Origin of the sequence: Agrobacterium vitis, assembly GCF_014926405.1 — a bacterium.
Classification (GTDB): Bacteria; Pseudomonadota; Alphaproteobacteria; order Rhizobiales; family Rhizobiaceae; genus Allorhizobium; species Allorhizobium vitis_H.
In genome coordinates this window covers 1,787,224-1,813,972 of the sequence record NZ_JACXXJ020000005.1, presented here as the reverse complement: position 1 = coordinate 1,813,972, position 26,749 = coordinate 1,787,224, and the positions used below count along the sequence as shown (strand labels likewise).

Below are 26,749 nucleotides of genomic sequence, written 5' to 3'. Positions count from 1 at the left end.
AAAAACCAGATATACGGCTGATTCCGCACGAAATGCGGCTCGCCTCACCAATGGAAGTCGGTATGCGTCTCTCCCGTTATTTTTTGCCTATCCTGAAGGAAAATCCCAAGGAAGCGGAAATCGTTTCTCACCGGCTGATGCTGCGCACCGGCATGATCCGACAGCAGTCGCAGGGCATCTATTCCTGGCTGCCGCTGGGCAAGCGCGTGCTGGACAAGGTCAATGCGATCATTCGTCAGGAGCAGAACCGGGCAGGGGCAGTGGAATTGCTGATGCCGACCCTGCAATCGGCGGAGCTTTGGCAGGAAAGCGGTCGCTACGACGATTACGGTAAGGAAATGCTGCGGATCAAGGATCGGCAGGACCGGCCCATGCTGTACGGTCCCACCAATGAGGAAATGATCACGGACATCTTCCGGTCCTATGTAAAGTCCTACAAGAGCCTGCCGCTGAACCTCTATCACATACAATTGAAATTCCGTGATGAGATCAGGCCGCGCTTCGGCACGATGCGGTCGCGCGAGTTTTTGATGAAAGACGCTTATTCCTTCGATTTGACGAAGGAAAGCGCCATTCACTCCTATAACAAGATGTTTGCCGCCTATCTTCGGACGTTTGACCGGCTTGGTCTGCGGGCCATTCCAATGCGCGCCGATACCGGCCCGATCGGTGGCAATCACAGCCATGAATTCATCATTCTCGCCGATACCGGTGAATCGGAAGTGTTTTGTCACAAGAGCTTCCTGGATCGCGCCATTCCGCCTGCCGATACCGATTTTGACGATGTTGCTGGCCTTCAGGCGATTTTTGACGACTGGACGTCGCACTATGCCGCCACCTCTGAAATGCATGATGAGGCGGCTTACGCTGCTATGCCGGATGACGCGAAGATTTCCGCTCGTGGTATCGAGGTCGGTCATATCTTCTATTTCGGCACCAAATATTCCGAACCGATGGGCGCCAAGGTGCAGGGACCTGATGGTAAGGAACATCTTGTCCACATGGGATCCTATGGTATTGGGCCGACCCGCCTTGTTCCGGCCATTATCGAAGCTTCCCATGATGAAAATGGCATTATCTGGCCGGCTTCCGTCGCGCCTTTCGATGCTATCATCATCAACATGAAGGCTGGGGATGCCGGTTGCGATGGCGCATGCGACACCGTGTACGGGGCGCTGATCAAGGCCGGCAAGGATGTTCTTCTCGACGATACCGATGATCGCGCCGGTGCGAAATTCGCACTCGCGGATCTGATTGGCGTTCCCTACCAGGTGATCGTCGGTCCGAGGTCGGTCGCCAATGGCGAAGTCGAGCTGAAGAACCGTAAAACCGGCGAGCGTGAAACCATGACCATCGAGGCCGCCATCAACCGTCTTGCCGGTTGAGCGACGCCAGGAGGCAAGATTGAGCAGTGAAACCGGAAGCTCTGCGGCAGGCGATACCGCAGTGCCGTCATCCGCAAAGCCGTTTTCCGCATTCGAGCGCATGGTGGCCTGGCGCTATCTGCGCGCCCGGCGCAAGGAGGCGGTAATTTCGGTTATTGCCGGCTTCTCCTTCGTCGGCATCATGCTGGGGGTTGCGACCCTGATCATCGTCATGGCTGTCATGAACGGTTTTCGGACCGAGTTGATTTCTCGTATCCTCGGCATAAACGGGCATATGATCGTTCAGCCGGTCGATAGTCCCTTCACCGACTTCGCCGATCTTGCCAAGAAATTCTCCGCCGTACCCGGTGTTACCATGGCGCTGCCGCTGGTCGAAGGCCAGACGCTGGCTTCCGGCAAGGGCGGAGCTGGCACGGGTGCGCTGGTGCGCGGCATTCGTCCCGACGACCTGTTGAAGCTCAAGGAAGTGGCAGCAAATATCAAGACCGGCGACATGGTTGGCTTCACATCCGGCCAGGGCGTGCTGATCGGTTCGCGCATGGCCAACGATCTCGGCTTGCAGGCGGGCGATTCTATCACACTGGTCTCGCCAGAGGGGGACGTGACCCCGATGGGCGTCAACCCGCGGGTCAAATCCTACAAGATTTCCGGTACGTTCGAAATCGGCATGTCGGAATATGATTCCTCGATCATCTACATGCCGCTTGAAGAATCGCAGCTCTATTTCAACGCGGAAGGCGTGGTGCAATCCATCGAATTGTTCGTCACCAATCCTGACGACATCGATGAGCTGCGTCCCAAGGTCGAGGCGGCAGCGGGTCGGCAGGTGTTTATCAGCGATTGGCGACAGCGAAACCAGACCTTCTTCTCCGCCTTGCAGGTGGAGCGCAATGTGATGTTCATGATCCTGACATTGATCGTCATCGTCGCGGCGCTGAACATCATCTCCGGCCTGATCATGCTGGTGAAGGACAAGAGCAGCGATATCGCCATTCTGAAGACCATGGGCGCCAGTTCAAGTTCGATCCTTCGGATCTTCTTCATGACAGGTGCGGCCATCGGCATCGCTGGCACGTTCGCTGGCGTCGGACTGGGCGTGCTGGTCTGTCTGAACATCGAATCGATCCGGAATTTCTTCTCCTGGGTCTCGGGTACCGTGTTGTTTGATCCGCAACTCTACTTCCTAAGCAAATTGCCAGCGGATATGAGCTTTGGTGAAACGGTTTCGGTGATTATCATGTCGCTCACCCTATCCTTTATCGCCACCATCTTTCCGGCATGGCGGGCAGCCCGGCTCGATCCCGTGCAAGCCCTGCGTTACGAATAAGGAACAGCGGATCCATGGCGAACAACCCTGTTCTCGAAATTTCGGAGGTCTCGCGCACCTATGGGGAGGGCGAAACCAAGCTTTCCATTCTGAAAGGCGCCGGACTAAAATTATACGAAGGCGAAACCGTCGCTCTCGTTGCTCCGTCGGGCACGGGCAAGTCCACCCTGCTGCATATTGCCGGGCTGCTGGAACATCCGACGGAAGGCGACGTGCTGATTGGCGGCACCCGTTGCAATGAGTTGTCCGAGGAAGGCCGCACGGCCATGCGCCGCACCAGCATTGGCTTCGTCTATCAGTTCCATCACCTGTTGCCGGAGTTTTCGGCGCTTGAAAACATCATGATGCCGCAGATGATTGCGGGCTTGAGCATTCCGGAAGCCAGCAAGCGTGCCAAGGCTTTGCTTGATTACATGCGCATCGGCCATCGCGGTGATCACCGTCCCGCCGAGCTTTCCGGTGGCGAACAGCAGCGCGTGGCCATTGCCCGCGCTGTCGCCAATGCGCCGCTGTTGCTGTTGGCGGACGAACCGACCGGCAATCTCGATCCGGAAACTGCAGCTTATGTGTTTTCCGCGCTGGAAGCGCTGGTGCGCCAGTCCGGTCTTGCGGCGTTGATTGCGACCCATAATCACGAACTGGCCCGGCGGATGGACCGCTGCGTCACTCTCCAGGACGGCAGAATCGTCGATTTCGATTTGTAATCGCCCACGGGTCTGGAAAGAGTTTTTACATCAGCGATATCAAAACCCGTCGATCATCTGATCGGCGGGTTTTTCGTATGGCGCTTAGTGTTTGTCAGAGAAAAATGGAAACCGGTTTTGGTAGACAAACTCCGGGAAAAAATATCTGTTGACGAACAAACAAAAGGAGAACAAAATGGATACATAACCAGACAGGAGTGAGCTATGAGTGACATTCTGCATGACATCGCCGCATTCGCATCGCTGGCTGTTTTTATCGCCAGCTTGTCTGTTCTGGCGATGGCTTTTTGAAATGCCGGGCATCGTATGGGCGCGACCTGATCTAGATGGGCCTGCCAAAGGCGCCTGTCGCTTTAAGGGGATAGGTCGCGGTTAGGCTGCATGTCTTCTGGACATGGCGGGCCAAACCTAGGACAATAACCTTCATACAGCGCGGTGCGTTTTGTTAAATGCACATCGGACGCGGTAACACTTTCATCTGCTGCATTGCTTTTTCCTTGGGCCGATTTCGGTTGAACGAGAAGTTTTATGGCGGCGGTCTTCAGTGTGTAGCGGCGACAAGCAAGCAGGATGGATGCAATGAGTGATATGGGCGCAAGCGGACAGGCTGTAGTGAAGGCGGGTCCAGGTTTCGTCCATTTGAGAGTGCATTCGGCCTATTCGCTGCTGGAAGGTGCGCTGCCGCTGAAGAAGATCCTGAGCAAGGTTGCGTCTGACCAGCAACCGGCCATTGCCATTACCGATACCAATAACCTGTTCATCGCGCTTGAGTTTTCTCAGAAGGCGCTCGGCGATGGCTTGCAGCCGATCATTGGCTGCCAATTGTCCATCGACATGGAAGACGCCAGTGAGGAAAAGCGGGGCAATAGCTCTCTTGCCAAATATCCCGCCATCGTTCTTCTGGCTGCCGATCCGGCCGGTTACGAGCGGCTGGTGGACTTGGTCAGCCGTGCCTATCTCCAGGGCGATAATAGTCAATCCGTGCATATCACCGCATCCTGGCTGGAAGAGATCGGCACGGATGGCCTGATCGCCCTGACGGGTGCAGCAGGCGGTCCGGTCGATCTGCCGGTGAAGGACGGCCATCACGCCCAGGCGCTGGCGCGGCTTCAGACGCTCAAATCCCTGTTCGGTGATCGGCTTTATCTCGAATTGCAGCGCCACCAAGGCTATGACCGGGTGCATGAAAGCCGGATGATCGCGCTGGCTTATGATCACGATATTCCATTGGTTGCCACCAATGAGGCCTTCTTTCCCAGCCGTGACGATTATGATGCCCATGACGCGCTGATGGCGGTTGCCCATAATGCCATCGTGTCCGACGACCGCCGGTTTCGCCTGACACCGGATCACTATCTGAAAAGCCGCAAGGAAATGCAGGCCTTGTTTAAGGATCTGCCGGAAGCGCTTGAAAACACGGTGGAGATTGCCAGCCGCTGTTCTTTCGTTCTCGATACCCGCAATCCTATATTGCCGCGCTTTACCGGTGGCAGTGACGATCCGGAAGAGGCCGAGCGCGCCGAAGCCGGGGAATTGCGCCGTCAGGCTATCGAGGGATTGGACGACCGGCTGGCGAAGCTTGGCATGGCACCAGGCTACGAGGAGAAGGAGTATCGAGACCGGCTGGATTTCGAGCTCGGCGTTATTGAGCGGATGAAGTTTCCCGGCTACTTCCTGATCGTTGCCGACTTCATCAAATGGGCCAAGAGCCAGGACATTCCCGTTGGCCCTGGCCGTGGGTCCGGTGCGGGTTCGCTGGTCGCCTATGCTTTGACCATTACCGATGTCGATCCCTTGCGGTTCTCCTTGCTGTTCGAACGCTTTCTCAATCCTGAGCGCGTCTCGATGCCCGACTTCGACATCGACTTCTGCCAGGATCGCCGTGAAGAGGTGATCCGTTATGTGCAGCGTAAATACGGACGCGAGCAGGTGGCGCAGATCATCACCTTCGGGTCGCTCCAAGCGCGTGCAGCCTTGCGCGACGTTGGCCGTGTGCTGGAGATGCCCTATGGGCAGGTCGACAGGATCTGTAAGCTGGTGCCGAACAATCCGGCCAATCCGACCCCCTTGTCCAAGGCTATCGAAGAAGAGCCAAAGTTTCAGGAGGAAGCGGAGAAGGAGCCTGTCGTTGCCCGTCTTCTGGATATCGCCCAGAAGATCGAGGGGCTTTATCGCCACGCCTCGACCCATGCCGCCGGTATCGTTATCGGTGACCGACCGCTGTCCAAGCTGGTGCCGATGTACCGCGATCCGCGCTCGGATATGCCGGTCACCCAGTTTAACATGAAGTGGGTGGAGCAGGCCGGGCTGGTCAAGTTCGACTTTCTCGGATTGAAGACGCTGACAGTGCTGAAAACCGCCGTGGATTTCTGCCGGTTGCGCGATATCGAGATCGACCTGGCGACAATTCCGCTGGACGACGAAAAAACCTATCAAATGCTGTCACGCGGTGAGACCGTCGGTGTGTTCCAGGTGGAAAGTGCCGGCATGCGCAAGGCACTGATCGGTATGCGACCCGACTGTATCGAGGATATTATCGCGCTGGTGGCGCTCTATCGTCCGGGGCCGATGGAGAATATTCCGGTCTACAATGCCCGTAAGCATGGTGAGGAGGAGATCGAATCGATCCATCCGACCATCGATTACCTTCTGAAGGAAACCCAGGGGGTTATCGTCTATCAGGAGCAGGTCATGCAGGTGGCCCAGGTTCTGTCGGGCTATTCGCTTGGTGAAGCGGATCTTTTGCGCCGCGCCATGGGTAAGAAGATCAAGGAGGAAATGGACAAGCAGCGCGCCCGTTTCGTCGATGGCGCGGTGAAGAATGGCGTCTCAAAGCCCCAGGCCGACAACATTTTCGACCTGCTGGCGAAGTTTGCCAATTACGGCTTCAACAAATCCCACGCCGCAGCCTACGCGATTGTCTCCTACCAGACCGCCTATATGAAGGCCCATTATCCGGTGGAGTTTCTGGCAGCGTCGATGACACTCGATATGGCCAATACCGAAAAACTGGTGGATTTCCGCCAGGATGCCGGGCGTCTCGGTATTGAGGTCGTGCCACCGTCGGTTCAGACCTCTTTCCGGCACTTCCAGACGGGGCCGAACAGGATTTACTATTCGCTGGCTGCCTTGAAGGGCGTCGGCGATGCAGCCGTCGAGCATATCGTAACGGTCCGCGCCGATACGCCCTTTGCCGATCTCGAGGATTTTTGTCTACGGATCGACCCGAAGCAGATCAATCGCCGGGTATTTGAAAGCCTGATTTTTGCCGGTGCCTTCGATTGTTTTGGCCGCGACCGTCCTGAATTGCTGGCTGGCATGGACCGGATCATCGGCTATGCGCAACGCGCCCAGGAAAATGCCGTCAGCGGCCAGTCGGACATGTTCGGCTCTGGCGGCGCCACAGGGCCGGAGCGGATTTCTTTTCCGACCTATACACCCTGGCTGCCATCCGAAAAGCTGATGCGGGAGTTTCAGGTTCTGGGCTTCTATCTCTCGGCCCATCCGCTCGACACCTATAAACCACTGCTGGAAAAGATGCGCGTGCAGAATTTCGCGGACTTTTCCGGCGCTGTGCGCCAGGGCGCGACGGCGGGTCGGCTGGCCGGGACGGTGATTTCAAAGCAGGAGCGCAAGACACGAACCGGAAACAAAATGGGCATTGTGACCTTTTCCGATGCCACTGGCCAGTTCGAGGCGGTGTTGTTTTCGGAAGGCTTGAACCAGTACCGCGACCTGCTCGAATCGGGCAAGTCGCTGGTGATCACGGTTGCTGCGGAGGAGCGTCCTGAAGGGATAGGCCTTCGCATTCAGACGGCGCAGTCTCTGGAAGAAAAATCCTTGCAGATGCAAAAGACGTTGCGCGTCTACCTGCGCGATTCCAGCCCCTTGCGGGCGCTCGCCGCCCATCTCAATACCAAGGGCGATGGACTGGTTTCCTTCGTGGTGATCAAGGAAGATGGCCGCCGCGAAATCGAGGTCGAACTCAATCAACGTTTCCGTATCACCCCGGAAATCGCCGCCGCCATGCGGTCCGCGCCGGGCGTGGTGGATGTTGAATTGGTATAGGCACTCTTTGTAGCGCCGCTCTCGCAAAACCGCTGCCCGGGCTCAAGCGACATGGATTATTTCGGTATTGCCGTTATCCCGGCAGGTTGGTGATGAAGTCTGTGCCATCAACCGTATCCGGGCTTAGCCCATGGTCGGTAATCGTCATCACGGTGCCTGTCGTCATGGTGGTTTCAATGCGCTCGCGGATGTCGTCGGGGACGTGAATCCGATTGAAAACCGTATCCAACCCATTGGGGACGTTTGGCTGCACCTTGCCAATGGTGACAATCGACGAATTTGAGACCGTGGAAGCTGGCTCAAGGCTGGTCACCTGCCAATGAGCCTTCCCACCGGCACTCTCCAGGTTCGCTGCGAAAAAATGCGTACCGAGTGGTGTTTCCGGCTGGTCGATGACAATAGGCGCATCGAAGACCGGCTTGAATGCCTGGCGTGCATAGATTTGGCCAACGGGTGGTATCGGCTTGCCAGCAGTTTGATAGAGAGCGCTCAGGAACGTCGGCGTAATGAGCGGACCCTTCAGGGGCAGACCTTTCCACCGTTTGAAGCCCTGGATGGCCGTGCGGGTCAGGGGGCCTGCATGACCGTCATGGCCGCCCGTCTCAAACCCCATGTCCTGCAACAGAAGTTGGGCGTCATGGATGGTTTCGGTTTCACCCCGGAACGTGATCAACAGGCTCAAAGGTGGTTGGGCGGAAATTACGGACGGGGGCTTGGGGCGGGGCAGATCGGCCATCGCCACTTCCACCGGTTCTGTGCCGCTGGTGCCGTCCGTACCGCGCAGGCGGGCGTCGGACAGGATTTGCGGGCCTTGCTGTTGTTGCGTCGGGGTGAACAGGAACGGGTGTTCAATGGGAGCCGGTGCGACCGGAGCATCGCTGATCAGCACATGCGCACCCAGCCGGGTCATGCCGTAGAGCTCACGCGCAAATTGGCCGGGCAGGCGCACGCAGCCATGCGAGGCTGGCCGGTTTGGTACGCTGTTCGATTCATGCAAGGCAACGCCAGACCAGGTGATTCGTTGCATCCAGGGCATGGGCGCATTCGAATAAAGGTTGGATTCGTGATATTTCGTCTTTTGGATGATCGAGAAGATTCCAGACGGCGTCGTATGACCTTCCTTACCAGTAGAAACCTTCGAAAAGGCGATGATCCGGTCTCCATCATAGACCGTGAGAGATTGCGTCTGTTTCGACACGATGATTTGCAATGCGCTGCCGTCTCTGGCGGAGGCCTGCGACAGGCCTGCGCTCAACGCGAGCAGGGAAGCGGACAGGAACATCGAACGAAACATGGTGCGGACCGTCATGGTGCCCTCATCTGTAAACCGGGAAAAACTGGGCCTTCAAAAGGTCGCCTGATCATGTGAGCAACGATGTGCCGAGAAATCAGTTGTTAAACGCCTATACCGCCGTGCGTTTTATAAAATGCACAAAGGATGCAGCCGCGTGCAGGCTGAATCCTAAAATAAACGTCGATCTTTAACGATTGCTTACCCGGCATGGCCGCTCACACAAAGTTGACGGGCAATGCTTTGACAACGGCGCTTTGATAGTAGCTATTTTTTATTGCTGCCGAAGGTGAAGCCGGTTTCGACCATGCCCTTGCCGAATTTCATCCGCAATTGGTCCATGGCGGCTTCCGCCTTGGCGCGGCGGGCGGCATCCGGATCGACCAGATCCGGGGGGTCGGCCAGGCTTGGGTCGGCAAAATCGCTGATGCCGATACCGATTAGCCGAAATTTCGTGCCATCGGCTTCCTTTTCCAGCATTTGCAGGCCCGTGCGAAAGATCCGGTCGGCAAGTTGAGTGGGATCGTCCAAGCGCCGGTTGCGGGTGCGTAATTTGAAATCGGCGCTCTTCAGCTTCAAGATAACGGTGTGTCCAGCCAGTTCCTGCTTTTTCAAGCGCCAGGCGACTTTCTCCGAGAGCTTGCGCAGATGGGGGACAAGGTCTTCCCGGCGGGAAATATCGTCAAAGAACGTGGTTTCGGCGGAGACGCTTTTGGCCGGGTCATTGGTATGGACGTCCCGGTCGTCGATGCCTTTCGATAGCCGTGCCAGTCGTTGGCCCATGCTGCCATAGCGGCGGATCAGGTCGCTTTCCTCCATGGTTTGCAATTGTCCGATGGTGCGAATGCCGTCTTTTTCCAAGGTGCTGGCGAAGGCCTTGCCGACGCCCCAGATCGTGGTGACAGGGCGGGGCGCCAGAAAGTCCAGCGCTTCGGCCTCGCCGACGACTGAAAAGCCCCGGGGTTTTTGCAGGTCGGACGCCACTTTCGCCAGAAATTTACAATAGGACAGGCCAACGGAAACGGTGATGCCAATTTCGCTTTCAATACGCCGGGCAAGCCGTGCCAGCACAAGAGCGGGTGGTGCGTGATGCAGGGCCTCAGTCCCTTTCAATTCCAGAAAGGCCTCATCAATGGACAGGGGTTGCACCAGAGGGGTCAGTTCCTCCATCATTGCCCGGACCTGCCGACCGACACGGGAATATTTTTCCATATTCGGTGGAATGACTACGGCGTCAGGGCAAGCTTCCAGCGCCTTGAACATCGGCATGGCCGAGCGCACACCATGGATGCGGGCCACGTAACAGGCGGTGGAAACCACACCGCGCTTACCACCGCCAATGATCAATGGCTTGTCGATCAGGTCTGGATTGTCGCGCTTTTCAACCGAGGCATAAAAGGCGTCGCAATCGATATGGGCCAATGTCAGCTTAAACAGTTCCGGGTGATAGACGAGGCGAGGGCTGCCGCAAGCCGTGCATCTCCGCTTGCCTTCCGCCTGTAGGGAAAGGCAATCACGACAAAAGCCGGAATGGAGGGGCGGCGCAGCAGACATGGGCGAGAACATATGTTGAACATCGCCACCATAAGCCGGGTTTTCAGTGCCTGCAAGGGGAACCCTTGCTAATCCCCATGACCTGAAAAAGTAAAAGACGGAAGCGGATCAGACCCGCGCCTGGAAATGGCGTAGAACTCGCTCGCTGGCATCGTGCCAATCGCCGGCACGCAATACATGGGGGCCGGGCGGCGGCGCGTGGCGATGAATTTCAGACTGAGGCCCGATCTGCACCAGTAGACAGTCCGGTGCATGCTCTCCCACGGAATGGAGATTATGGGCCATGTCATCCATGAAGGCGAAGGGCAGGGGTCTGTCGCCATGCAGGGCTTTCACGACGGGTCCCTTTGGGCTTTCCGTGGCCAGGAGTGGGAAATCCAGCCCCAGCCGATCCAGCAGACGGCGCCGCTGGGCGGTAAAGGCGGGGGGCATGGCGGTTAGAAACACAATATCGGCAATCTTGCCGATCCGTTGCAGCACGGCCACGGCATCGCCAAACGGCGTCTGCCATTCTTCCTGCTTTTCGAAAAACGTCAGCAGGAGATCCGTGACGATCTGATCTTCCAGCGCAAGCTGGTCCTTGGCTGACACGATATTGCCATGCAGTCGAAAGGATTTCGGCAAGAGACGATGGCCCAGGCTGTCGAGGTAGGCCTCGAAGGGCACCAAGAATTCCAGCACGACGTCGTCGACGTCGCTGATCAGCAATGGCCGGTCCGCCAATCGAACGTGGTTGAAGTCAACAATCTCGCCCATCAGATTTCACCGGAATCAAGTGCAGGCCGAACATAGACGTGATAGGCTGCAATAACATCTTCCGGTCGGGTCTGTGTGGCGGAGCAGAATTCCAGCAAGGTCGGTTCATGCTGCATGAGAAACTCCAGAAGTCCGGCCAGAAATTCCGGGTCATTGACGGCCAGGCGCAATTGCTGAGGCTCCAGGCCGGTCAGGGACAGAAAGCGTCCCAGCATGTCCGGCTCACTCGCCAGCCAACCGAGCACGGCAATCGCCGTTTGTTCGGCATGCTCTGCTGAAACCGTCTTGATCGTCACTTTGTCTCGCACAGTCTATGCCCATTCCCGTTTGTTTCGTCCGGCAGTTCGTTCTATCCGGCCAACTCGCTTAAACCGGTTGTTATTTTCGGTTTATCACGGTTAAATTGTCTTGACTGACTTGTGTCGCAATGTGCCGGGGAATTACCTATTTCTCAACCAAATCGCGCTAAATTCTATTTCACAAAAGAATGAATCTTTATGTCTGTTACGCCTGTCATCCACCATGGAGGGCGGGAAAGCAAGGATTGAAAATGCCGAAAAAGGTGATGATCGTTGAAGATAACGAGCTGAACATGAAACTGTTTCGTGATCTGATCGAAGCGTCGGGCTATGCGACCATCCAGACCCGTAACGGCATGGAAGCGCTGGAATTGGCCCGCAAACATCATCCCGATCTGATCTTGATGGACATACAGCTACCGGAAGTTTCCGGCCTGGAAGTGACCAAATGGCTGAAGCAGGATAGCGAGCTGCACGTCATTCCCGTGATCGCGGTGACTGCCTTCGCCATGAAGGGCGATGAGGAACGTATTCGCCAGGGTGGGTGCGAGGCCTATGTGTCGAAGCCGATTTCCGTGCCAAAATTCCTGGAAACGATCAAGACCTATCTGGGCGACGCCTGAGGCGCAGGCAGCGCGGGTGTCTTAAACGTAGGCGATCGCCGTGAGACCTGGTCAAATGCCTGACGCACCGCGGCGCTCTGGAAGTTATGAATTCTATCTGAAGTGCCAGTCTGTCGGGGTGGCGCAATGTTCATGCAGAGCCGGTAGCGCGTGTGCGCCAGGCATGCTTCAAGGGGTGATGGCTGATGACAGCCCGTATTCTGGTTGTTGATGATGTTCCTGCCAATGTGAAGCTGTTGGAAGCGCGGCTGCTGGCGGAATATTTCGAGGTATTGACGGCGGAAGACGGGCTGAAGGCGCTGGATATCTGCGACCGCACCCAGGTGGACGTCGTCCTTCTTGATGTCATGATGCCTGGCATTGACGGCTTTGAAGTGTGCGAGCGGCTGAAATCCAGCCCGCGCACGGCCCATATTCCCGTGGTGATGGTCACGGCACTGGACCAGCCTTCGGACCGGGTGAGGGGATTGAAGGCTGGCGCTGACGATTTTTTGACCAAGCCGGTCAACGATCTGCAGCTGATCTCCCGGGTTAAAAGTCTGGTGCGTCTGAAAACCCTCTCCGATGAATTGCGCATCCGCGCCGAGACGGCGCAGAAAATGGGCATAGACAGCAACATTCATCTCGGCGACGGACGTATGGACGAGGTCGGCCAGGTCTTGCTGGTCGATAGCCGCGCCAGTTCGCAGGAGCGCATCATCAAGGCGTTGAAGCCTGTGGCTGATGTTGTTGCGATGTCCGACGCCCAGGCCGCGCTGTTTGAGGCGGCGGAAAGCAATTTCGATCTGGTCATCGTCAACGGCACGCTGGAGGATTACGATCCGTTGCGCCTGTGTTCGCAGCTGCGTTCGCTGGATCGTACCCGCTTCATTCCGATTTTGCTGATTGCCGAACCGGGAGAGGAATACTTGATCGTGCGGGCGTTGGATCTGGGCGTCAACGATTACATTGTCCGGCCGGTCGACACCAATGAGCTGCTGGCGCGCACGCTGACCCAGCTACGCCGCAAACGGTATAACGACAGGCTGCGTAGCAGCGTGCAGCAAAGCATCGAACTGGCGGTGACCGACGATCTTACCGGACTTCACAATCGGCGCTATCTCGATACCCATATCAAAGTGTTGTTCGAGCGCTCCAGCCTGCGCAAGAAGCCGCTATCGGTATGCCTGGTGGATATCGATCGGTTCAAGCTGGTCAATGACACCTATGGCCATGAGGCGGGCGATGACGTTCTGCGGGAGTTTGCTGCTCGTATTCGCGCTACGGTGCGCGGAGCCGATCTTGCCTGCCGCTATGGCGGTGAGGAATTCGTGGTCGTGATGCCGGATACGTCGCAAGAGATGGCCGGTACGGTGGCCGAGCGCCTGCGCGAGATGGTAGAGAAAAAGCCATTTCGGTTGCAATCTGGTGGCGAACTGAATGTTACGGCATCGCTTGGCATCGCTACGGCGGGAGATGAGGTCGCAAGTCCGGAACAATTGTTAAGACAGGCTGACCGCGCGCTCTATCAAGCCAAAACCGAGGGCCGTAACAGGGTCGTGTCGGCGGCGGCCTAAAGTAATTTCAGCACAGGTGTGCCTTTGTGTTTGGGGTCACGTGGAGCCCGCTCTCCCGCATCATCAAAAATTCATCTGCCGTGATTTTCCGTTACATCCATGCGCGTGTTCAAGGATTCGGTTTGGCAAAAATTTGCTCCTGACATGGAAAGCCATGTTTGCCCGGACTTTTCCGAGAGCTTGTAGATGTGCTCGATACATGTCTATTTTCTTTTAAAAAAATAAAAAATATACCATAAATAAATAAGGGTATAGTTTTATTTTTGTACTCTGTTTTGGATAGAAATGGAGGTGCAATAGAAAATTATGTTTTTCGAATTGTTGATAACGACAATTTTTCGTCGATATCGAGAGTTTTTGAGAGAAAATACTTGCCTCTCTGGAGTGTTAATTCTATTTGTTTTTACGAAGCGGAAATGAGCAGAATTTAACCATGCCGACATCGAAAAGATGCAACGGTTAAGAAAATGTTGATTTTTTATTTCATATGCGCATAGTTGGGACAACTACGATACATCCATAGCAAGCTGTGCTTTAACGTGTGCTGTGGTTCTTAATAAATGCCGTTTTTATAAGCTGCTTAGAGATATCCATCGATCCCTGTGGATCTGAGAAATTAAGCAGTAAAAACTGACGAATAACAGGTTTAACCAATACCCCATGGTGCTCAGGTCCGCCGCATCTCCTGGGTCGTGGGGTTGGTCGGCAGGTGTGCGATTATCAAGCGGTTCCTCGTGCCGTTATTGCATGCCCGCCGACCCCCATTCCAACGCCGCTTCCCAACGCCGCTTCCTTGTCCGGAGGCGGCGTTCTGCGTTTCGCGGTCAGGATGGTTTCCGATGCATTCTATCCAGCGCCCCTCTCTATGCGTGGGGTTACTGTCCTCGCGCCGACAGCGTCCTTACGCCTATTGCCACAGGCGCAGGATCGGGCTCGGCTTTTAGAGTCGGTCTGCGTGGCGTGCTGGCGCATCCTCAAAACGGCATAAAAAAAGCGCGCCGGATGGAGCGCGCTTTTCAATCTTCTTACGAAGAACCAGGATCACTTGATCTTGGTTTCCTTGAACTCGACATGCTTGCGAGCGATCGGGTCGTATTTGGTCTTCGTCATCTTGTCCGTCATCGTACGGCTGTTCTTGGTGGTGACGTAGAAGAAACCCGTATCGGCTGTCGACAGCAGCTTGATCTTGATGGTTGTAGCCTTGGCCATGGTCGTCCTGCCTTACATGAATAACACAAAGCCGTGACGACCTTCAGGGCCCACGGCAAATCTGGGCGGAAACTACAAATCGCCACCGAAAAGTCAACCCCGCGCACCCTTGAAAAACAATCGTGCGACGGAAAGAACCACATATAACGCAAAGAAGCCGGCAATCGACCAGGCAAAACCGGCATTTCCGCCCATGTCAATCGCTGCACCCACGACTTGTGGTCCGGCCACCGTGCCAACGGCGTAGCAGAAAACGAAGGCGGCATTGGCGGCTGCCAGATCAGATCCGGTGAGTCGGGAGCCCAGATGACTGAGGCCGATTGTGTAGAGCCCCGACACGCAGCCGCCCCAGAATAGCAGGATGACGGCCATCGCCATCCAGCTATGGGAGATCAGCGGCAGCAGCAGCGATCCGATCAGACCGACCGTTGCCAGGGCGCCGAGCAGCAAGCGGCGATCCCTAAGCTTGTCGGAGAGCATGCCAAGCGGGATCTGGAACACCATATTGCCAACCCCCATCACAGTGAGCAGCAGGGCTGACTGGGCCTCTGTGAAGCCGATACGGGTGGCATAGACGGGCATCAGTGACAGTCCACCGACTTCCACCGCGCCGAACACGAAGACGGCGGCTGTGGCGGTTGGCACCAGGAAGATATAGCGGAAGAAATGCATCTCTGGCTTTTCATCCAGCGCCGGGCTTTCGTTGCGGGCAACGAAGATCGGCACCGCTGCCATCAGGATGGCAACCGCACCGATGGCAAAGGGCAATACGCCTTCACTGCCGACAATCGAAAACAACAAGGGGCCTGCTGCAAAACCGACCGATAGGACCGTGGCATAAATGCCGAGCACCAGCCCGCGCCGCGACGGTGGGGCGGCGGCATTGATCCAGAATTCCGACAGGATGAACAATGTCGTCGTTGCGCCGTGAAACACCAGCCGCAGGGGAAACCACATCCAGAAGGCTTCGGCGTAATAGAAGCCGAGCGAACTGAGCGCTGCCAGCAGCACCGCCCAGATCATGGTCTGCGCCACCCCGACACGGTGCGCGAGCCTGGTGGTGATTGGCGCGGCAATCATCGCCGCAACGCCTGCCATGGCTGAATTCAGCCCGATCAGGGTGGAGGGAATGCCGCGTTTTTCCAGAATGATGCTGAGCAGAGGCAATCCAAGCCCGATGGCAATGCCCACAGCGGAAATCGATGAGACTGCGGCAATCAGCGATGGCCAATGGATCTCTTCACGATGTCCGGTAACAGGGTCTCTGGTGTCAGACATGGAAGGTCCTTAGAAGAAAATGCACGCAATGCGCGGTGAAGGATAACAGCGCAAGGCGTCATGCCAGGGCAACAAAGGCCGATTACATCTCATAATATGCCAGCGATCCTCCGGGGCTTTACTCCATAATGGCAAAAATCGAAACCGGTTTAAGCCACTATGCAGAAAACTACTTATTTGATTGTCTTAATACGTCGCCCGACCTGGGTTGGTTTGGCCTGGCTGGTCCATCCGATATGGCTCGTTGAAACCGTCACTTTGGCGGATAGCGCTCGTCGTAGTCCTCGATCACCTCAGGCTCGTCCCCGAAACCATGCATGCGCAGCGCCCATTGCAGCCCGACCACGCCGCCCTTGATGGGCTGGATGATTAACAGAGAGACGACGACGGCAATCGGTGTCCAGATCGCCAGATGCGCCCAGGTTGACAGCACGAAGACCAGATCGGTCATCATATAGCCGCCCAGCAGCACATGGCCGACGATCATGATGACGATATAGGGCGGCAGGTCGTCGGCCCTCTGATGGGAAAGATCCTCGCCGCAGGCTGCGCAGGTATCGACCGGCTTCAGGAAGGCCTTGAACAGGCGACCGGAGCCGCAGGCCGGACAGGTACACATCAGACCGCGCAGGATGGAGCGTCCAAGCGGGCGAACCGCATCCTTGCCGCCGCCGAAGCGGATAACGGGGGGAGACTGGCTGACAGACATGCGGTTCCTCCTGAACTTCTATCAAATCCTATAGGCTTTGATCAAAGATGGGGCATGAAAGTTGATATTTCATCGCGGCATTTGCGCACAAGCGCTTCGACTGGCTTCATTTACGAAGCCCAGATATACGAACTCGGCGCGTATTTTCAACGCCTGCTACGTGGTGGTCTTGTTCCCGGTGTCTTGCCGGGACCAGGCCGTCCGCGCCGTGTTGTCTTGTGGAAGGAACGGATGCCGGTCGGCATTTTCTTGCCTTCGCTGAGGATTTCAAACCGCAAGGCACCCGCGAGCGGCACGGCTTCCACCAGCTTGACACTGACGCTGTCCCCCAATTGATACCCAAGCCCGGTCTTTTCACCGGTCAAAGCTTGGTGTGCCTCGTCGTAGATGAAATAGTCGCGGCCAAGCGTTGAGACCGGAATGAAGCCATCGGCGCCATATTGCGGAAGCGAGATGAACAGGCCGGATTTGGTGACGCCGGAAACCTGCCCGTCGAATTCGTCGCCGATCCGGGTTGCCAGGTGATGGGCGATCAGCCGGTTGATCGTGTCACGCTCGGCGGCCATGGCGCGGCGCTCGAAGGTGGAGATTTCGGCGGCGACATCGGCCAGCGCCGCTTCTTCATCGGATGTAATGCCGCCTTCGCCAAGCCCCAGCGTGCCAACCAGCGCCCGATGCACGATCAGGTCGGCGTAGCGGCGGATGGGTGAGGTGAAATGCGCGTATTTCAAAAGGTTCAAGCCGAAATGGCCGATATTCTCAGGGCTATAGACCGCCTGGCTCTGGGAGCGCAGCACCATTTCGTTGACGATGGTCTGGTGGGGCGTGTCCTGCGCCTTGGCGAGGATGCCATTGAACGAATTGGAGCGCAGATTGCCGCCCTTGGCCAGTGAAAAGCCGATGGTGGCCAGGAACTCGCGCAGCACTTCCTGCTTGGCCAATGTTGGCGTGTCGTGGATACGGTAGACCAGCGGCTGTTTTTTCTTCTCCAGCGTCTCGGCGGCGGCCACATTGGCCTGGATCATCATTTCCTCGATCAGCTTATGGGCGTCCAGCCGTTCTGGTACAAAGACCCGATCCACTGTGCCATCGGCTTTAAGGATGATTTTGCGCTCCGGCATGTCCAGTTCCAGTGGCTGACGGCGGTCGCGGCCACGCTTCAGAATCGCATAGCCGGCCCAAAGCGGCTTCAGGATCGGCTCCAGCAGCGGCCCAGCCTTGTCATCCGGGTTGCCGTCAATAGCGGCCTGTGCCTGTTGGTAGGACAGTTTGGCCGCACTCTTCATCATGATGCGATGAAAGGTATGGCTGGCCTTACGGCCTTCATGGGAAAATACCATGCGCACGGCCAGCGCCGGCCGGTCAACGCCCTCGCGCAGCGAGCAGAGATCGTTGGAAATCCGCTCCGGCAGCATCGGCACGACCCGGTCGGGGAAATAGACCGAATTGCCGCGCTTCAGCGCCTCGCGATCCAGCGCCGACTTACTGCGGATGTAATAGGAGACGTCGGCAATCGCCACGGTGACGATCACGCCGCCCGGATTATCGGGCGAGGGGTCCGGCTCAGCGTGAACAGCATCGTCATGGTCCTTGGCGTCATGCGGGTCGATGGTGACCAGCGGCAGGCTGCGCCAGTCCTCCCGATGCGCCATGCTGGCTGGTTTGGCGGCATCGGCCTCGTCCAGCACCGATTGCGGGAAGATATGCGGAATGCCATGGGCGTGGATGGCGATCATCGAGATCGCTTTTTCTGATGCCACCGAGCCGATCACCGACAGAACCTTGGCGCGGGCAAGGCCCAGACGGCTGGAGAGCCGCCCGACTTCCACCTCGACCAGATCGCCGTCGCGGGCGTCGCCGACATCGGCGGCCTCGATGACCATCTCCTCGCCGCGCCGCTCAATGGGCATCAGCCTGCCGCCGGTATCACCGGCCATTTCGCGGTAAACGCCCAAAAGCGCCCCGCGTCGCTTGTCGATCACCTTGATGATCCGGGCGGTATAGGCCGGACCAGCGCGGTCCTTCGACGGGAAAATCTTTGCCAGAACCCGGTCGCCAAGCCCGCCAACCGGCGTCTTGCCCTTGGCGCGGTCCGCGCTCGACTGGCGGATGGAGACAGCAGGGGCAGCACCCAATTCATCCGGCCATTCTGCGGGACGCCCGATCAGGTCGCCATCCTTGTCACGGGTGGTGATGTCGAGAACGGTCACGGGCGGCAGCGCACCGGGTCGGCTCAGCGACTTGCGGTTCTTGTTGACCAGCCCGTCTTCTTCCAAAGCCCGCAGGGCTTCCTTCAATTCAATACGGGCTTCGCCCTTCAGGCCGAAAGCCTTGGCGATTTCGCGCTTGGAGGCCCGGTCGGGATTGTCGGTGATGAACTGCATCAGGATTTCACGGGGCGGCACCGCCCCGTGAATGATCACCGTTTCATTCTTGTCCGCTGCCTTTTTCGCCGCAAGCTCCGCCTTCCGCGTTCTGTTGGTGAGGCTGCGGGTGTCGGGTCGCGGGGATTTGCTCAAGGTCAGGCTTTCTCTGTTTTTGCGGCGGGCTTTGCCTTGGGCTTCGTCGCCTTCGGCTTGGCAGCTGCTTTCTTTGGTTTGGCGTCGGCGGCGTCATCCGCATCGGCCTTGGTGGCTTTCGCAGCCGGTTTTTTCGCAGGCGCTTTCTTGGTGGCCGCGGATTTGGCCGCAGGTTTCGCCTTGGTCTTGCCGCTGCCTTCCTTGGCGGCGCGCTCGACGATCAGGGCAATCGCCTCTTCCATGGTCACGGCTTGCGGGTCCATGCCTTTGGGAATGGTCGCATTGATCTTACCCCAATTCACGTAGGGACCATAGCGGCCATCGCGCACGGTAATCGCGCCGCCATCGGGATGATCGCCGATCTCTTTCAGGGCGGCAGGTGCGGCGCGGCCACGGCCACCGGGGTTGGCTTGCTTTTCAGCCAGAACCGTGACGGCGCGGTTGAGGCCGATGGTCAACACATCCTCGATACCATCGAGATTGGCATAGGTGCCATCATGCAGCACGAAAGGTCCATAGCGGCCAAGCCCCGCAGTCATCATCTTGCCGGTTTCCGGGTGAAGGCCGACTTCGCGCGGCAGTGACAGCAGTGACAGCGCCTTGTCAAAATCCACATCGGTCGGCGACCAACCCTTGGGCAGGGACGAGCGCTTGGCTTCCTTGCCATCGCCACGCTGGACGTAAGGACCGAAACGGCCGCTGCGAAGCGTGATCTGTTCACCGGTTGTCGGATCTTCACCCAGTGCTTTCGGTTCATTGCCGACGGCTTCCGCTTCCGTGCCGCCATCAGCGGACAATTGGCGGGTGAAGTTGCATTCCGGATAATTGGAGCAGCCGACGAAGGCGCCGTATTTACCCAGCTTCAGCGACAGATTGCCGGTGCCACAAACCTGGCAGATGCGCGGGTCCGAGCCATCTTCGCGCTTCGGGAACACCAGTGGGGCCAGCGCCTCATTCAGCGCGTCGAGCACGTTGGTGACGCGCAATTCCTTGGTGCCTTCGATCTGGGCAAAGAAATTCTGCCAGAATTCGCGCAGCACGTCTTTCCAGTTCAGCTCGCCGGCAGAAATCTTGTCGAGCTTTTCTTCAAGATCGGCGGTGAAATCATATTCGACATAGCGGGTGAAGAAGCTTTCCAGGAATGCCGTCACCAAACGGCCCTTGGCTTCGGGGATCAGCTTACGCTTGTCGATAACAACATATTCGCGGTCGCTGAGCGTCTTCAGCGTCGCGGCATAGGTCGAGGGCCGGCCAATGCCAAGCTCTTCCATCTTCTTGATCAGGGTCGCTTCCGAATAGCGTGGTGGCGGCTCGGTGAAATGCTGGGTGGCATTGACCTTTTGCTTGGCCAGCGCCTCGCGGGCGTTGATCTCCGGCAGGCGGCCATCTTCATCATCGTCGTCGCTCTTTTCGCCTTCCTCACGGTGATCAGTATAGGCGGCGATGAAGCCGTCGAAGCGGATGACCGAGCCAACGGCGCGCAAGCCGGCTTTTTCACCGGCCTTGTCGGCGAGGATTTCAGCGGTGGTCCGCTCGATTTCGGCAGACGCCATCTGGCTGGCAATGCCGCGCTTCCAGACCAGATCGTAAAGACGCAACTGGTCGGCATCGAGATAGCGGCGCACCTGATCCGGTGTCCGGTTGAAATCGGTCGGGCGGATAGCTTCATGCGCTTCCTGGGCGTTTTTCGCCTTGGTGGAATAGAAGCGCGGCTTTTCCGGCATATAGCGCGGGCCGAATTGCTGGGTAATCGCGGCGCGGGCGGCCTCAATGGCTTCCGGGGCCATCTGCACGCCATCGGTACGCATATAGGTGATCAGACCGACGGTCTCGCCGCCAATATCAACGCCCTCATAAAGCTTCTGCGCCACCTGCATGGTGCGCGAGGCGGAGAAACCGAGCTTGGAGGAGGCGGCCTGTTGTAGCGTAGAAGTTGTAAACGGCGGCGATGGGTTGCGCTTGACGGGCTTGGCCTCAATCGATTCCACCACATAGTTTGCGCCGTCGAGCAGGTCTTTCAGCCGGTTGGCCATGTCGCCATTGCCAACGCTGCGCGCTTGCAAGCGCTTGCCATCCGCGGACACCAGACGAGCCAGGAATTCATCGCCGCGTGGAGTCTTCAGAAGCGCCGACAGGTTCCAGTATTCTTCCGAGACGAATCGTTCGATCTCGTTTTCCCGGTCGCAAACCAGCCGCAGGGCCACCGATTGGACGCGGCCTGCCGAACGGGCACCGGGCAGCTTGCGCCACAGAACCGGCGACAGATTGAAGCCGACCAGATAGTCCATCGCACGGCGCGCCAGATAGGCATCGACCAGATCGCCATCGATATCACGCGGGGCAGCCATGGCGTCGAGCACGGCTTTCTTGGTGATGGCGTTGAAAACCACGCGCTTTACTGGCTTGTCGCCGATCACCTTCTTCTTCTTCAAGAGATCCAGCACATGCCAGGAAATCGCTTCACCCTCACGATCCGGGTCGGTTGCGAGAAACAAGGCATCGGCCCCCTTCATCGCATCGGCAATGTCCTTCATGCGTTTGGCAGAGGCGGTGTCCACTTCCCATAGCATTTCGAAATCCTGATCCGGCAGGACCGAGCCGTCCTTGGCAGGCAGGTCGCGGACATGGCCGAAGGAGGCGAGCACCTTATATCCCGGTCCGAGATACTTGTTGATCGTCTTGGCTTTGGCAGGGGATTCGACAACGACTACATTCATTCTGTTTCTCTGAACATGGCCCCGTTTGTTGCATATGGCGTCGATTCTGGCGAGGGTTCAAGCATCGATGGTTCGACATGGACAGGGATTGCGCCGGGGTCAAGTCCCCTCATGCATTTTATCCATCACACGTTTGCACAACCAAAAGTTTATGAAAATGGTATTGCAATCATAAATCAATTCTGTATCATATGTTGCATAGGTAGCAATTATACATATTCAGGTTGTATTTCCACGACGGGAACACGTAATGACGGGCAGTGGCGCAGCGGAACTTCATAGCCGGGAAAGCATAGCCTATGTGCGCCAGATGCTGGGCGAATTGCGGCTGGTTGCCGAAAAAGAGGGCGCGCAAATGCTGTGCTACCTGATCGAGATGGCTTTTGAAGAGGCCGGCGACCTTCAACGCCGCCACAAAGCGCCAAGAATGATCTCAAACGCCAAAAGATCGCTTTGAAAATCGTTCAAGGCGCGAATGCGCGAAGTCCAACTTTAATCCAGCGGTGCAATCGAAACCAGTCCACCGGGATGACGGTGCAGGCGCCCGGCGATATCCAGTTCCAGCATCACCAGATAGACGGCGGATGGCGGTAATTGCGTGTGGCGAATGATATCATCGACCTCGACCGGCGTTATGCCCAACGCATCGATGATCCGGCTGCGATCCTGTTCGCCGGGTGGCTGGTTGAAGGTCTCGCTTTCTTCATAGACCGGCTCTTCCACCTGCGGCTGGGAAAACAAGTCAATACTGCTGAGCGGGGATAGCGCCTCGAGAATATCCCGGGCCTCGGTGGTGATCGTCGCACCGTTTTTCAACAGTCCATTGGTACCATGACAGCGCGGATCGAGCGGCGAGCCCGGCACGGCAAACACCAGCCGTCCGAAATCGGCAGCCAGCCGCGCGGTAATCAGCGAACCGGAGCGGCTGGCGGCTTCTATCACCACAACCCCAAGCGAGGTCCCGGCAATCAAGCGGTTGCGTCTTGGAAAATCGCGGGCGCGAGGCTCCCAGCCAAATGGCATTTCGCTGATCGCCACACCCTTGCCATCCCAGATGTCTTTCAGCAGATCGACATTCTCAGGCGGGTAGGGGCGGTCGAGCCCACCGGCCAGTGCCGCCATCGTGCCAGTGTCCAGGCTTGCCCGATGCGCGCCCGCATCGATACCGCGCGCCAGACCTGATGTGATGGTGTAGCCGGTTGTGCCGCAATCGCGTGCCAGCATGGCTGCCATTTTTACGCCGCTGATTGAGGCATTGCGCGATCCGACGATGCCGATCGAGGGGCGGATTGCAGTGCTTCCTTGGCCTTTCATGGCCAGAATCGGCGGTGCCGCGTCGATCTGGCGCAGCGCCGGGGGATAGTCCGGCTCGCCGATCCCGACGAATCGCGCACCGAATTTGCGGGCAAATTCCAGCTCGCGTTCGGCCTCGGCCACTGTAGCGATTCGGATGGAGCGGGTAGCGCCGCCGCGCTGCGACAGTTCGGGCAGCATGTCCAACGCACGTTCGGCGGTGCCGAAATTGTTGATCAGGTCGCGAAAGGTGGCGGGGCCGACATTGTCGGAGCGGATCAGCCTTAGCCAGGCGGTTCGTTGCTTTTCCGTCAGGGCGATACCTGAGCGTCCCGAACCGCCTGCCGACATGGTGTGCTATCCTTTTTTACCGATCTTGCTCTCGGTGCCTGAAATCAATCGTTCAATATTCGCCTTGTGCTTGCCCCAGGTGATCACGGTCATCGCCGAGGTGATCATGGCAGCTTCCGGCTGACCAAGTATCCACAATGCAACCGGAATAACAAGGGTTGCAACCAGTGCTGATAGCGAGGAATAGCGGCTGAGAAAGGCAATCGACAGCCAGACGATGGCAAAGACCAGCACCATCAAAGGAAAAATGCCGAGCAATGTGCCGATATAGGTGGCCACGCCCTTGCCGCCCTTAAAACCCAGCCAGACCGGGAACAGGTGGCCGATAAAAGCAGCAAAGCCACCAAGCAGGCCCGGCAGATGGACCGTATCGGAGCCGAACAGTTTCTGGGCGATCAGTGCTGCCGCTGTTGCCTTCAAGGCATCCAGCAGCAGTGTGGCTGCGGCCAGCTTCTTATTGCCGGTGCGCAGCACATTGGTGGCGCCAATATTGCCGGAACCAATATTGCGCACGTCGCCCAGGCCCGCCATCCGGGTGAGCAGCAGTCCGAAGGGGATGGAGCCAAGCAGATAGCCGATCGCCAGCGAGGCGATGAGGGCGGTGATCGTCACCTGGCTGTAATCGAGGCTGGGCATGGCCGGCTCCTATACGTTCAAAACAGAGAAAACACCGGACGGCCCGCCACATAGGTGGCGACAGCGCGGCCGGAGAAGCGGGCGTCTTCAAAGGGTGTATTCTTGGAGCGCGACAACAGCGTCTCCTTGGCAACCAACCATGGCTCGTCCAGATCGATGAGCACGATATCGGCCTTTGCGCCCGGCTTCAATGTACCGGCATCCAGCCCGAAAATTTCGGCAGGCCGGGTGGACATCGCATCGATCAGCCGCATCAGCGGCACCTGACCGGCATGATGCAGCCTGAGAGCTGCTGCCAGCAAGGTTTCCAGACCAACCGCGCCATCGGCAGCATCGGCAAACGGCAAGCGCTTGGTATCGACATCCTGCGGATCATGGGCTGAAACGATGATGTCGATATCGCCGCTTGCCAAGGCCTCGACCATCGCTACCCGATCATCCTCGGCCCGCAGCGGCGGGGCCAGCTTGAAGAAGGTCCGGTATTCACCGATATCGTTTTCGTTCAGCGACAGATTGTTGATGGAAATACCGCAGGTGACGTTTGCGCCGCGTGCGCGGGCAAGTTTGATGGCCTCCACCGAGCCGGGCACCGAAATCTTGGCGGCATGATATTTTGCCCGCGTTAGCCCGGCGATACGCAGGTCGCGTTCCAGCGGAATGATTTCGGCTTCCTTCGGCACGCCGGACAAGCCCAGCCAACTGGCAAACAGGCCTTCGTTCATCACGCCATTGCCGAGATATTTTTCGTGCAGTTCCAGCGAAATCACCGCGCCGAATTCACGCGCATAGGTCATCGCCCGGCGCAGCACCAGCGTATCATCCAGTCCATGGCGGCCATTGGTGAAGCAGACGGCACCCGCCTGTTGCAACAGGCCGAATTCGGTCATTTCCTCGCCGTGCAGCCGACGGGTCAGGGCCGCTGCCGGATAGATATTGACCGGCGATTTTTCCCGCGCCGCATTCTTGATGAATTCCACCAGGGCGATGTCATCGATGACAGGATCGGTATCCGGCATCATCACGAAGGAGGTCACGCCGCCAGCTGCTGCGGCCTTGCCGGCGGAGGCCAGTGTTTCGCGGTGCTCACCGCCGGGTTCGCCGACAAATACCTGCGCATCCACCAGACCCGGTGCCGCGACCAGTCCTTTGCAGTCCCTGATTTCGGCACCCTCGGGTGCGCCCTGATTGCGGGCATCCGCACCGGCGGCCAGAATGCGGCCATCGGCGGAGACAATGATGCTGCCAACCTCATCCAATGCGCGGGATGGGTCGATAATGCGGGCATTGTTGAAGACAAGCGGCTTGTTCATGCGCCAACTCCTTCGCTACGCGGGCCGTTATTGTCAGAGATCAGCAGCGATTCCATCACGGCCATGCGCACGGCGACGCCCATTTCGACCTGGCTTTCGATAACGCTTTGCGGCCCATCGGCCACATCGGAGGCGATTTCCACCCCGCGGTTCATTGGCCCGGGATGCATGACCAGGGCGTCTTCCTTGGCGGCTTTCAGCTTTTCGGCATCAAGCCCGTAGAAGTGGAAATATTCGCGGATCGACGGGACAAACGACCCTGCCATGCGCTCGCGTTGCAAGCGCAGCATCATCACGACATCGGCGCCTTTCAGGCCTTCCTTCATATCGTGGAAGACTTCGACGCTCATATCGGCAATGCCCGAAGGCAGCAGCGTGGCGGGGGCCACAACCCTGACCCGCGCGCCCATGGCATTGAGCAGCAGAATATTGGAGCGGGCGACGCGCGAATGCAGCACGTCGCCGCAGATTGCAACGATGATCCGAGACAGCTTGCCCTTGGCGCGCCGGATGGTCAGCGCGTCGAGCAGCGCCTGGGTTGGATGTTCATGCTGGCCGTCGCCGGCATTGATCACCGCGCAGGCGACCTTTTGCGACAGAAGGGCTGCGGCACCGGCTGAGGCATGGCGCACCACCAGCACGTCCGGGTGCATGGCGTTCAGCGTCATCGCCGTATCGATCAGCGTTTCGCCTTTCTTGACCGACGAATTACCGACCGACATGTTCATCACATCGGCACCGAGCCGCTTGCCCGCCAGCTCGAAGGATGACTGGGTGCGGGTGGACGCCTCGAAAAACAGGTTGATCTGGGTCAGACCGCGCAGGGTCGAGGTCTTTTTTTCACGCTGGCGGCTGATTTTTACCGCTTCGTCAGCTTTATCGAGCAGATAGGTAATATCGGTTTCGGTAAGGCCCTTGATGCCAATCAGATGGCGATGGGGAAAGAAGACCATGCGCATGTTCTCCTAGAGTTCGTCAGGGAAAAATGGAGCCCGATTTTCCGACAGGACAAACGACAACGAAAGGCTTTGGAGTCTCTCCGCTTCGTAGTGAAAGCATGAGACTCCGAAGGGGTCGCGCGGTCTATAAAGACTGCGATGATCAGGAGCAAGCCTGCTTGAGACGTGCAAGCCTTTGTCCCCCGTTTTGGTCGCTTGCCCCGAC

The 26,749-nt window shown here is 57.7% G+C and carries 20 protein-coding genes; 7 read left to right on the top strand and 13 right to left on the bottom strand.

Translation table 11 applies throughout. The annotated features are described in order from the left end of the window. Nucleotides 1-62 precede the first annotated feature (62 nt). From proS to dnaE, 4 genes are all read left to right on the top strand, one after another. Complete coding sequence (gene proS / locus IEI95_RS19725) at nucleotides 63-1,385, top strand: proline--tRNA ligase (RefSeq protein WP_156533288.1); 1,323 nt, start codon at nucleotides 63-65, stop codon at nucleotides 1,383-1,385. Nucleotides 1,386-1,404: 19 nt separating this feature from the next. Then, the gene (locus IEI95_RS19720) at nucleotides 1,405-2,712 is read left to right on the top strand and encodes a lipoprotein-releasing ABC transporter permease subunit (protein ID WP_015915670.1); all 1,308 of its coding nucleotides are present in this window, start codon (nucleotides 1,405-1,407) and stop codon (nucleotides 2,710-2,712) included. Nucleotides 2,713-2,726: 14 nt separating this feature from the next. Then, nucleotides 2,727-3,416 carry an ABC transporter ATP-binding protein gene (locus tag IEI95_RS19715; RefSeq protein WP_156533286.1) on the top strand — a complete coding sequence of 230 codons (690 nt, stop codon included), beginning with the start codon at nucleotides 2,727-2,729 and terminating at the stop codon, nucleotides 3,414-3,416. Between the two features lie 579 nt (nucleotides 3,417-3,995). Further along, on the top strand, nucleotides 3,996-7,484 hold the full coding sequence (gene dnaE / locus IEI95_RS19710; RefSeq protein ID WP_156533285.1) for a DNA polymerase III subunit alpha: 3,489 nt from the start codon (nucleotides 3,996-3,998) through the stop codon (nucleotides 7,482-7,484). Nucleotides 7,485-7,557: 73 nt separating this feature from the next. On the opposite strand, the gene IEI95_RS19705 is transcribed toward dnaE, so the two are convergent. From IEI95_RS19705 to IEI95_RS19690, 4 genes are all read right to left on the bottom strand, one after another. Continuing rightward, complete coding sequence (locus IEI95_RS19705; protein ID WP_234934241.1) at nucleotides 7,558-8,793, bottom strand: L,D-transpeptidase family protein; 1,236 nt, start codon at nucleotides 8,791-8,793, stop codon at nucleotides 7,558-7,560. A gap of 249 nt (nucleotides 8,794-9,042) precedes the next feature. Continuing rightward, entirely contained in the window at nucleotides 9,043-10,329 is a 1,287-nt protein-coding gene (locus IEI95_RS19700; RefSeq protein ID WP_156533284.1) for a DNA polymerase IV, read from the bottom strand. 108 nt (nucleotides 10,330-10,437) lie between these two features. Then, the gene (locus IEI95_RS19695; RefSeq protein ID WP_156538176.1) at nucleotides 10,438-11,085 is read right to left on the bottom strand and encodes a hypothetical protein; all 648 of its coding nucleotides are present in this window, start codon (nucleotides 11,083-11,085) and stop codon (nucleotides 10,438-10,440) included. Continuing rightward, nucleotides 11,085-11,381 (bottom strand): DUF3572 domain-containing protein, encoded by a 297-nt coding sequence (locus tag IEI95_RS19690; protein WP_139191392.1) that lies wholly within the window; start codon nucleotides 11,379-11,381, stop codon nucleotides 11,085-11,087. Before IEI95_RS19690 ends, IEI95_RS19695 begins: the two co-directional genes overlap by 1 nt. 254 nt (nucleotides 11,382-11,635) lie before the next feature. On the opposite strand from IEI95_RS19690, the gene IEI95_RS19685 reads away from it, so the two are divergent. Both IEI95_RS19685 and IEI95_RS19680 read left to right on the top strand, forming a co-directional pair. Continuing rightward, nucleotides 11,636-12,007 (top strand): response regulator, encoded by a 372-nt coding sequence (locus tag IEI95_RS19685; protein WP_015915677.1) that lies wholly within the window; start codon nucleotides 11,636-11,638, stop codon nucleotides 12,005-12,007. A gap of 185 nt (nucleotides 12,008-12,192) precedes the next feature. Next, entirely contained in the window at nucleotides 12,193-13,563 is a 1,371-nt protein-coding gene (locus tag IEI95_RS19680; RefSeq protein WP_087727781.1) for a PleD family two-component system response regulator, read from the top strand. Nucleotides 13,564-14,604: 1,041 nt separating this feature from the next. Here IEI95_RS19680 and rpmG read toward each other — a convergent pair. The 5 genes from rpmG to topA form a co-directional block, all read right to left on the bottom strand. Continuing rightward, complete coding sequence (gene rpmG, locus IEI95_RS19675) at nucleotides 14,605-14,772, bottom strand: 50S ribosomal protein L33 (protein ID WP_015915679.1); 168 nt, start codon at nucleotides 14,770-14,772, stop codon at nucleotides 14,605-14,607. Nucleotides 14,773-14,865: 93 nt separating this feature from the next. Then, nucleotides 14,866-16,050, bottom strand: a complete 1,185-nt coding sequence (locus IEI95_RS19670; protein WP_071204380.1) for an MFS transporter — start codon at nucleotides 16,048-16,050, stop codon at nucleotides 14,866-14,868. A 253-nt stretch (nucleotides 16,051-16,303) separates the two neighbouring features. Beyond that, on the bottom strand, nucleotides 16,304-16,759 hold the full coding sequence (locus IEI95_RS19665) for a DUF983 domain-containing protein (RefSeq protein ID WP_156533282.1): 456 nt from the start codon (nucleotides 16,757-16,759) through the stop codon (nucleotides 16,304-16,306). Nucleotides 16,760-16,905: 146 nt separating this feature from the next. Further along, complete coding sequence (gene rnr / locus IEI95_RS19660; protein ID WP_234934286.1) at nucleotides 16,906-19,182, bottom strand: ribonuclease R; 2,277 nt, start codon at nucleotides 19,180-19,182, stop codon at nucleotides 16,906-16,908. Between the two features lie 98 nt (nucleotides 19,183-19,280). Beyond that, nucleotides 19,281-21,995 (bottom strand): type I DNA topoisomerase, encoded by a 2,715-nt coding sequence (topA, locus tag IEI95_RS19655; protein ID WP_156533280.1) that lies wholly within the window; start codon nucleotides 21,993-21,995, stop codon nucleotides 19,281-19,283. A gap of 250 nt (nucleotides 21,996-22,245) precedes the next feature. Between topA and IEI95_RS19650 the strand changes: the two genes are divergently transcribed. Beyond that, the gene (locus IEI95_RS19650) at nucleotides 22,246-22,452 is read left to right on the top strand and encodes a hypothetical protein (protein WP_087727785.1); all 207 of its coding nucleotides are present in this window, start codon (nucleotides 22,246-22,248) and stop codon (nucleotides 22,450-22,452) included. Between the two features lie 35 nt (nucleotides 22,453-22,487). Here IEI95_RS19650 and dprA read toward each other — a convergent pair whose 3' ends face one another. Genes dprA through IEI95_RS19630 form a run of 4 tightly spaced genes read right to left on the bottom strand, consistent with a single transcriptional unit; the run spans nucleotide 22,488 to nucleotide 26,538 of the window. Beyond that, a complete protein-coding gene (gene dprA / locus IEI95_RS19645; protein WP_087727786.1) occupies nucleotides 22,488-23,639 on the bottom strand; it encodes a DNA-processing protein DprA in 1,152 nt (383 codons plus the stop codon). Nucleotides 23,640-23,645: 6 nt separating this feature from the next. Then, nucleotides 23,646-24,275 carry a glycerol-3-phosphate 1-O-acyltransferase PlsY gene (plsY, locus tag IEI95_RS19640; RefSeq protein ID WP_015915685.1) on the bottom strand — a complete coding sequence of 210 codons (630 nt, stop codon included), beginning with the start codon at nucleotides 24,273-24,275 and terminating at the stop codon, nucleotides 23,646-23,648. A 17-nt stretch (nucleotides 24,276-24,292) separates the two neighbouring features. Further along, entirely contained in the window at nucleotides 24,293-25,585 is a 1,293-nt protein-coding gene (locus tag IEI95_RS19635; protein ID WP_156533279.1) for a dihydroorotase, read from the bottom strand. Continuing rightward, nucleotides 25,582-26,538 (bottom strand): aspartate carbamoyltransferase catalytic subunit, encoded by a 957-nt coding sequence (locus tag IEI95_RS19630; RefSeq protein WP_060715742.1) that lies wholly within the window; start codon nucleotides 26,536-26,538, stop codon nucleotides 25,582-25,584. The genes IEI95_RS19635 and IEI95_RS19630 overlap by 4 nt, the downstream gene beginning before the upstream one ends. Nucleotides 26,539-26,749 lie beyond the last annotated feature (211 nt).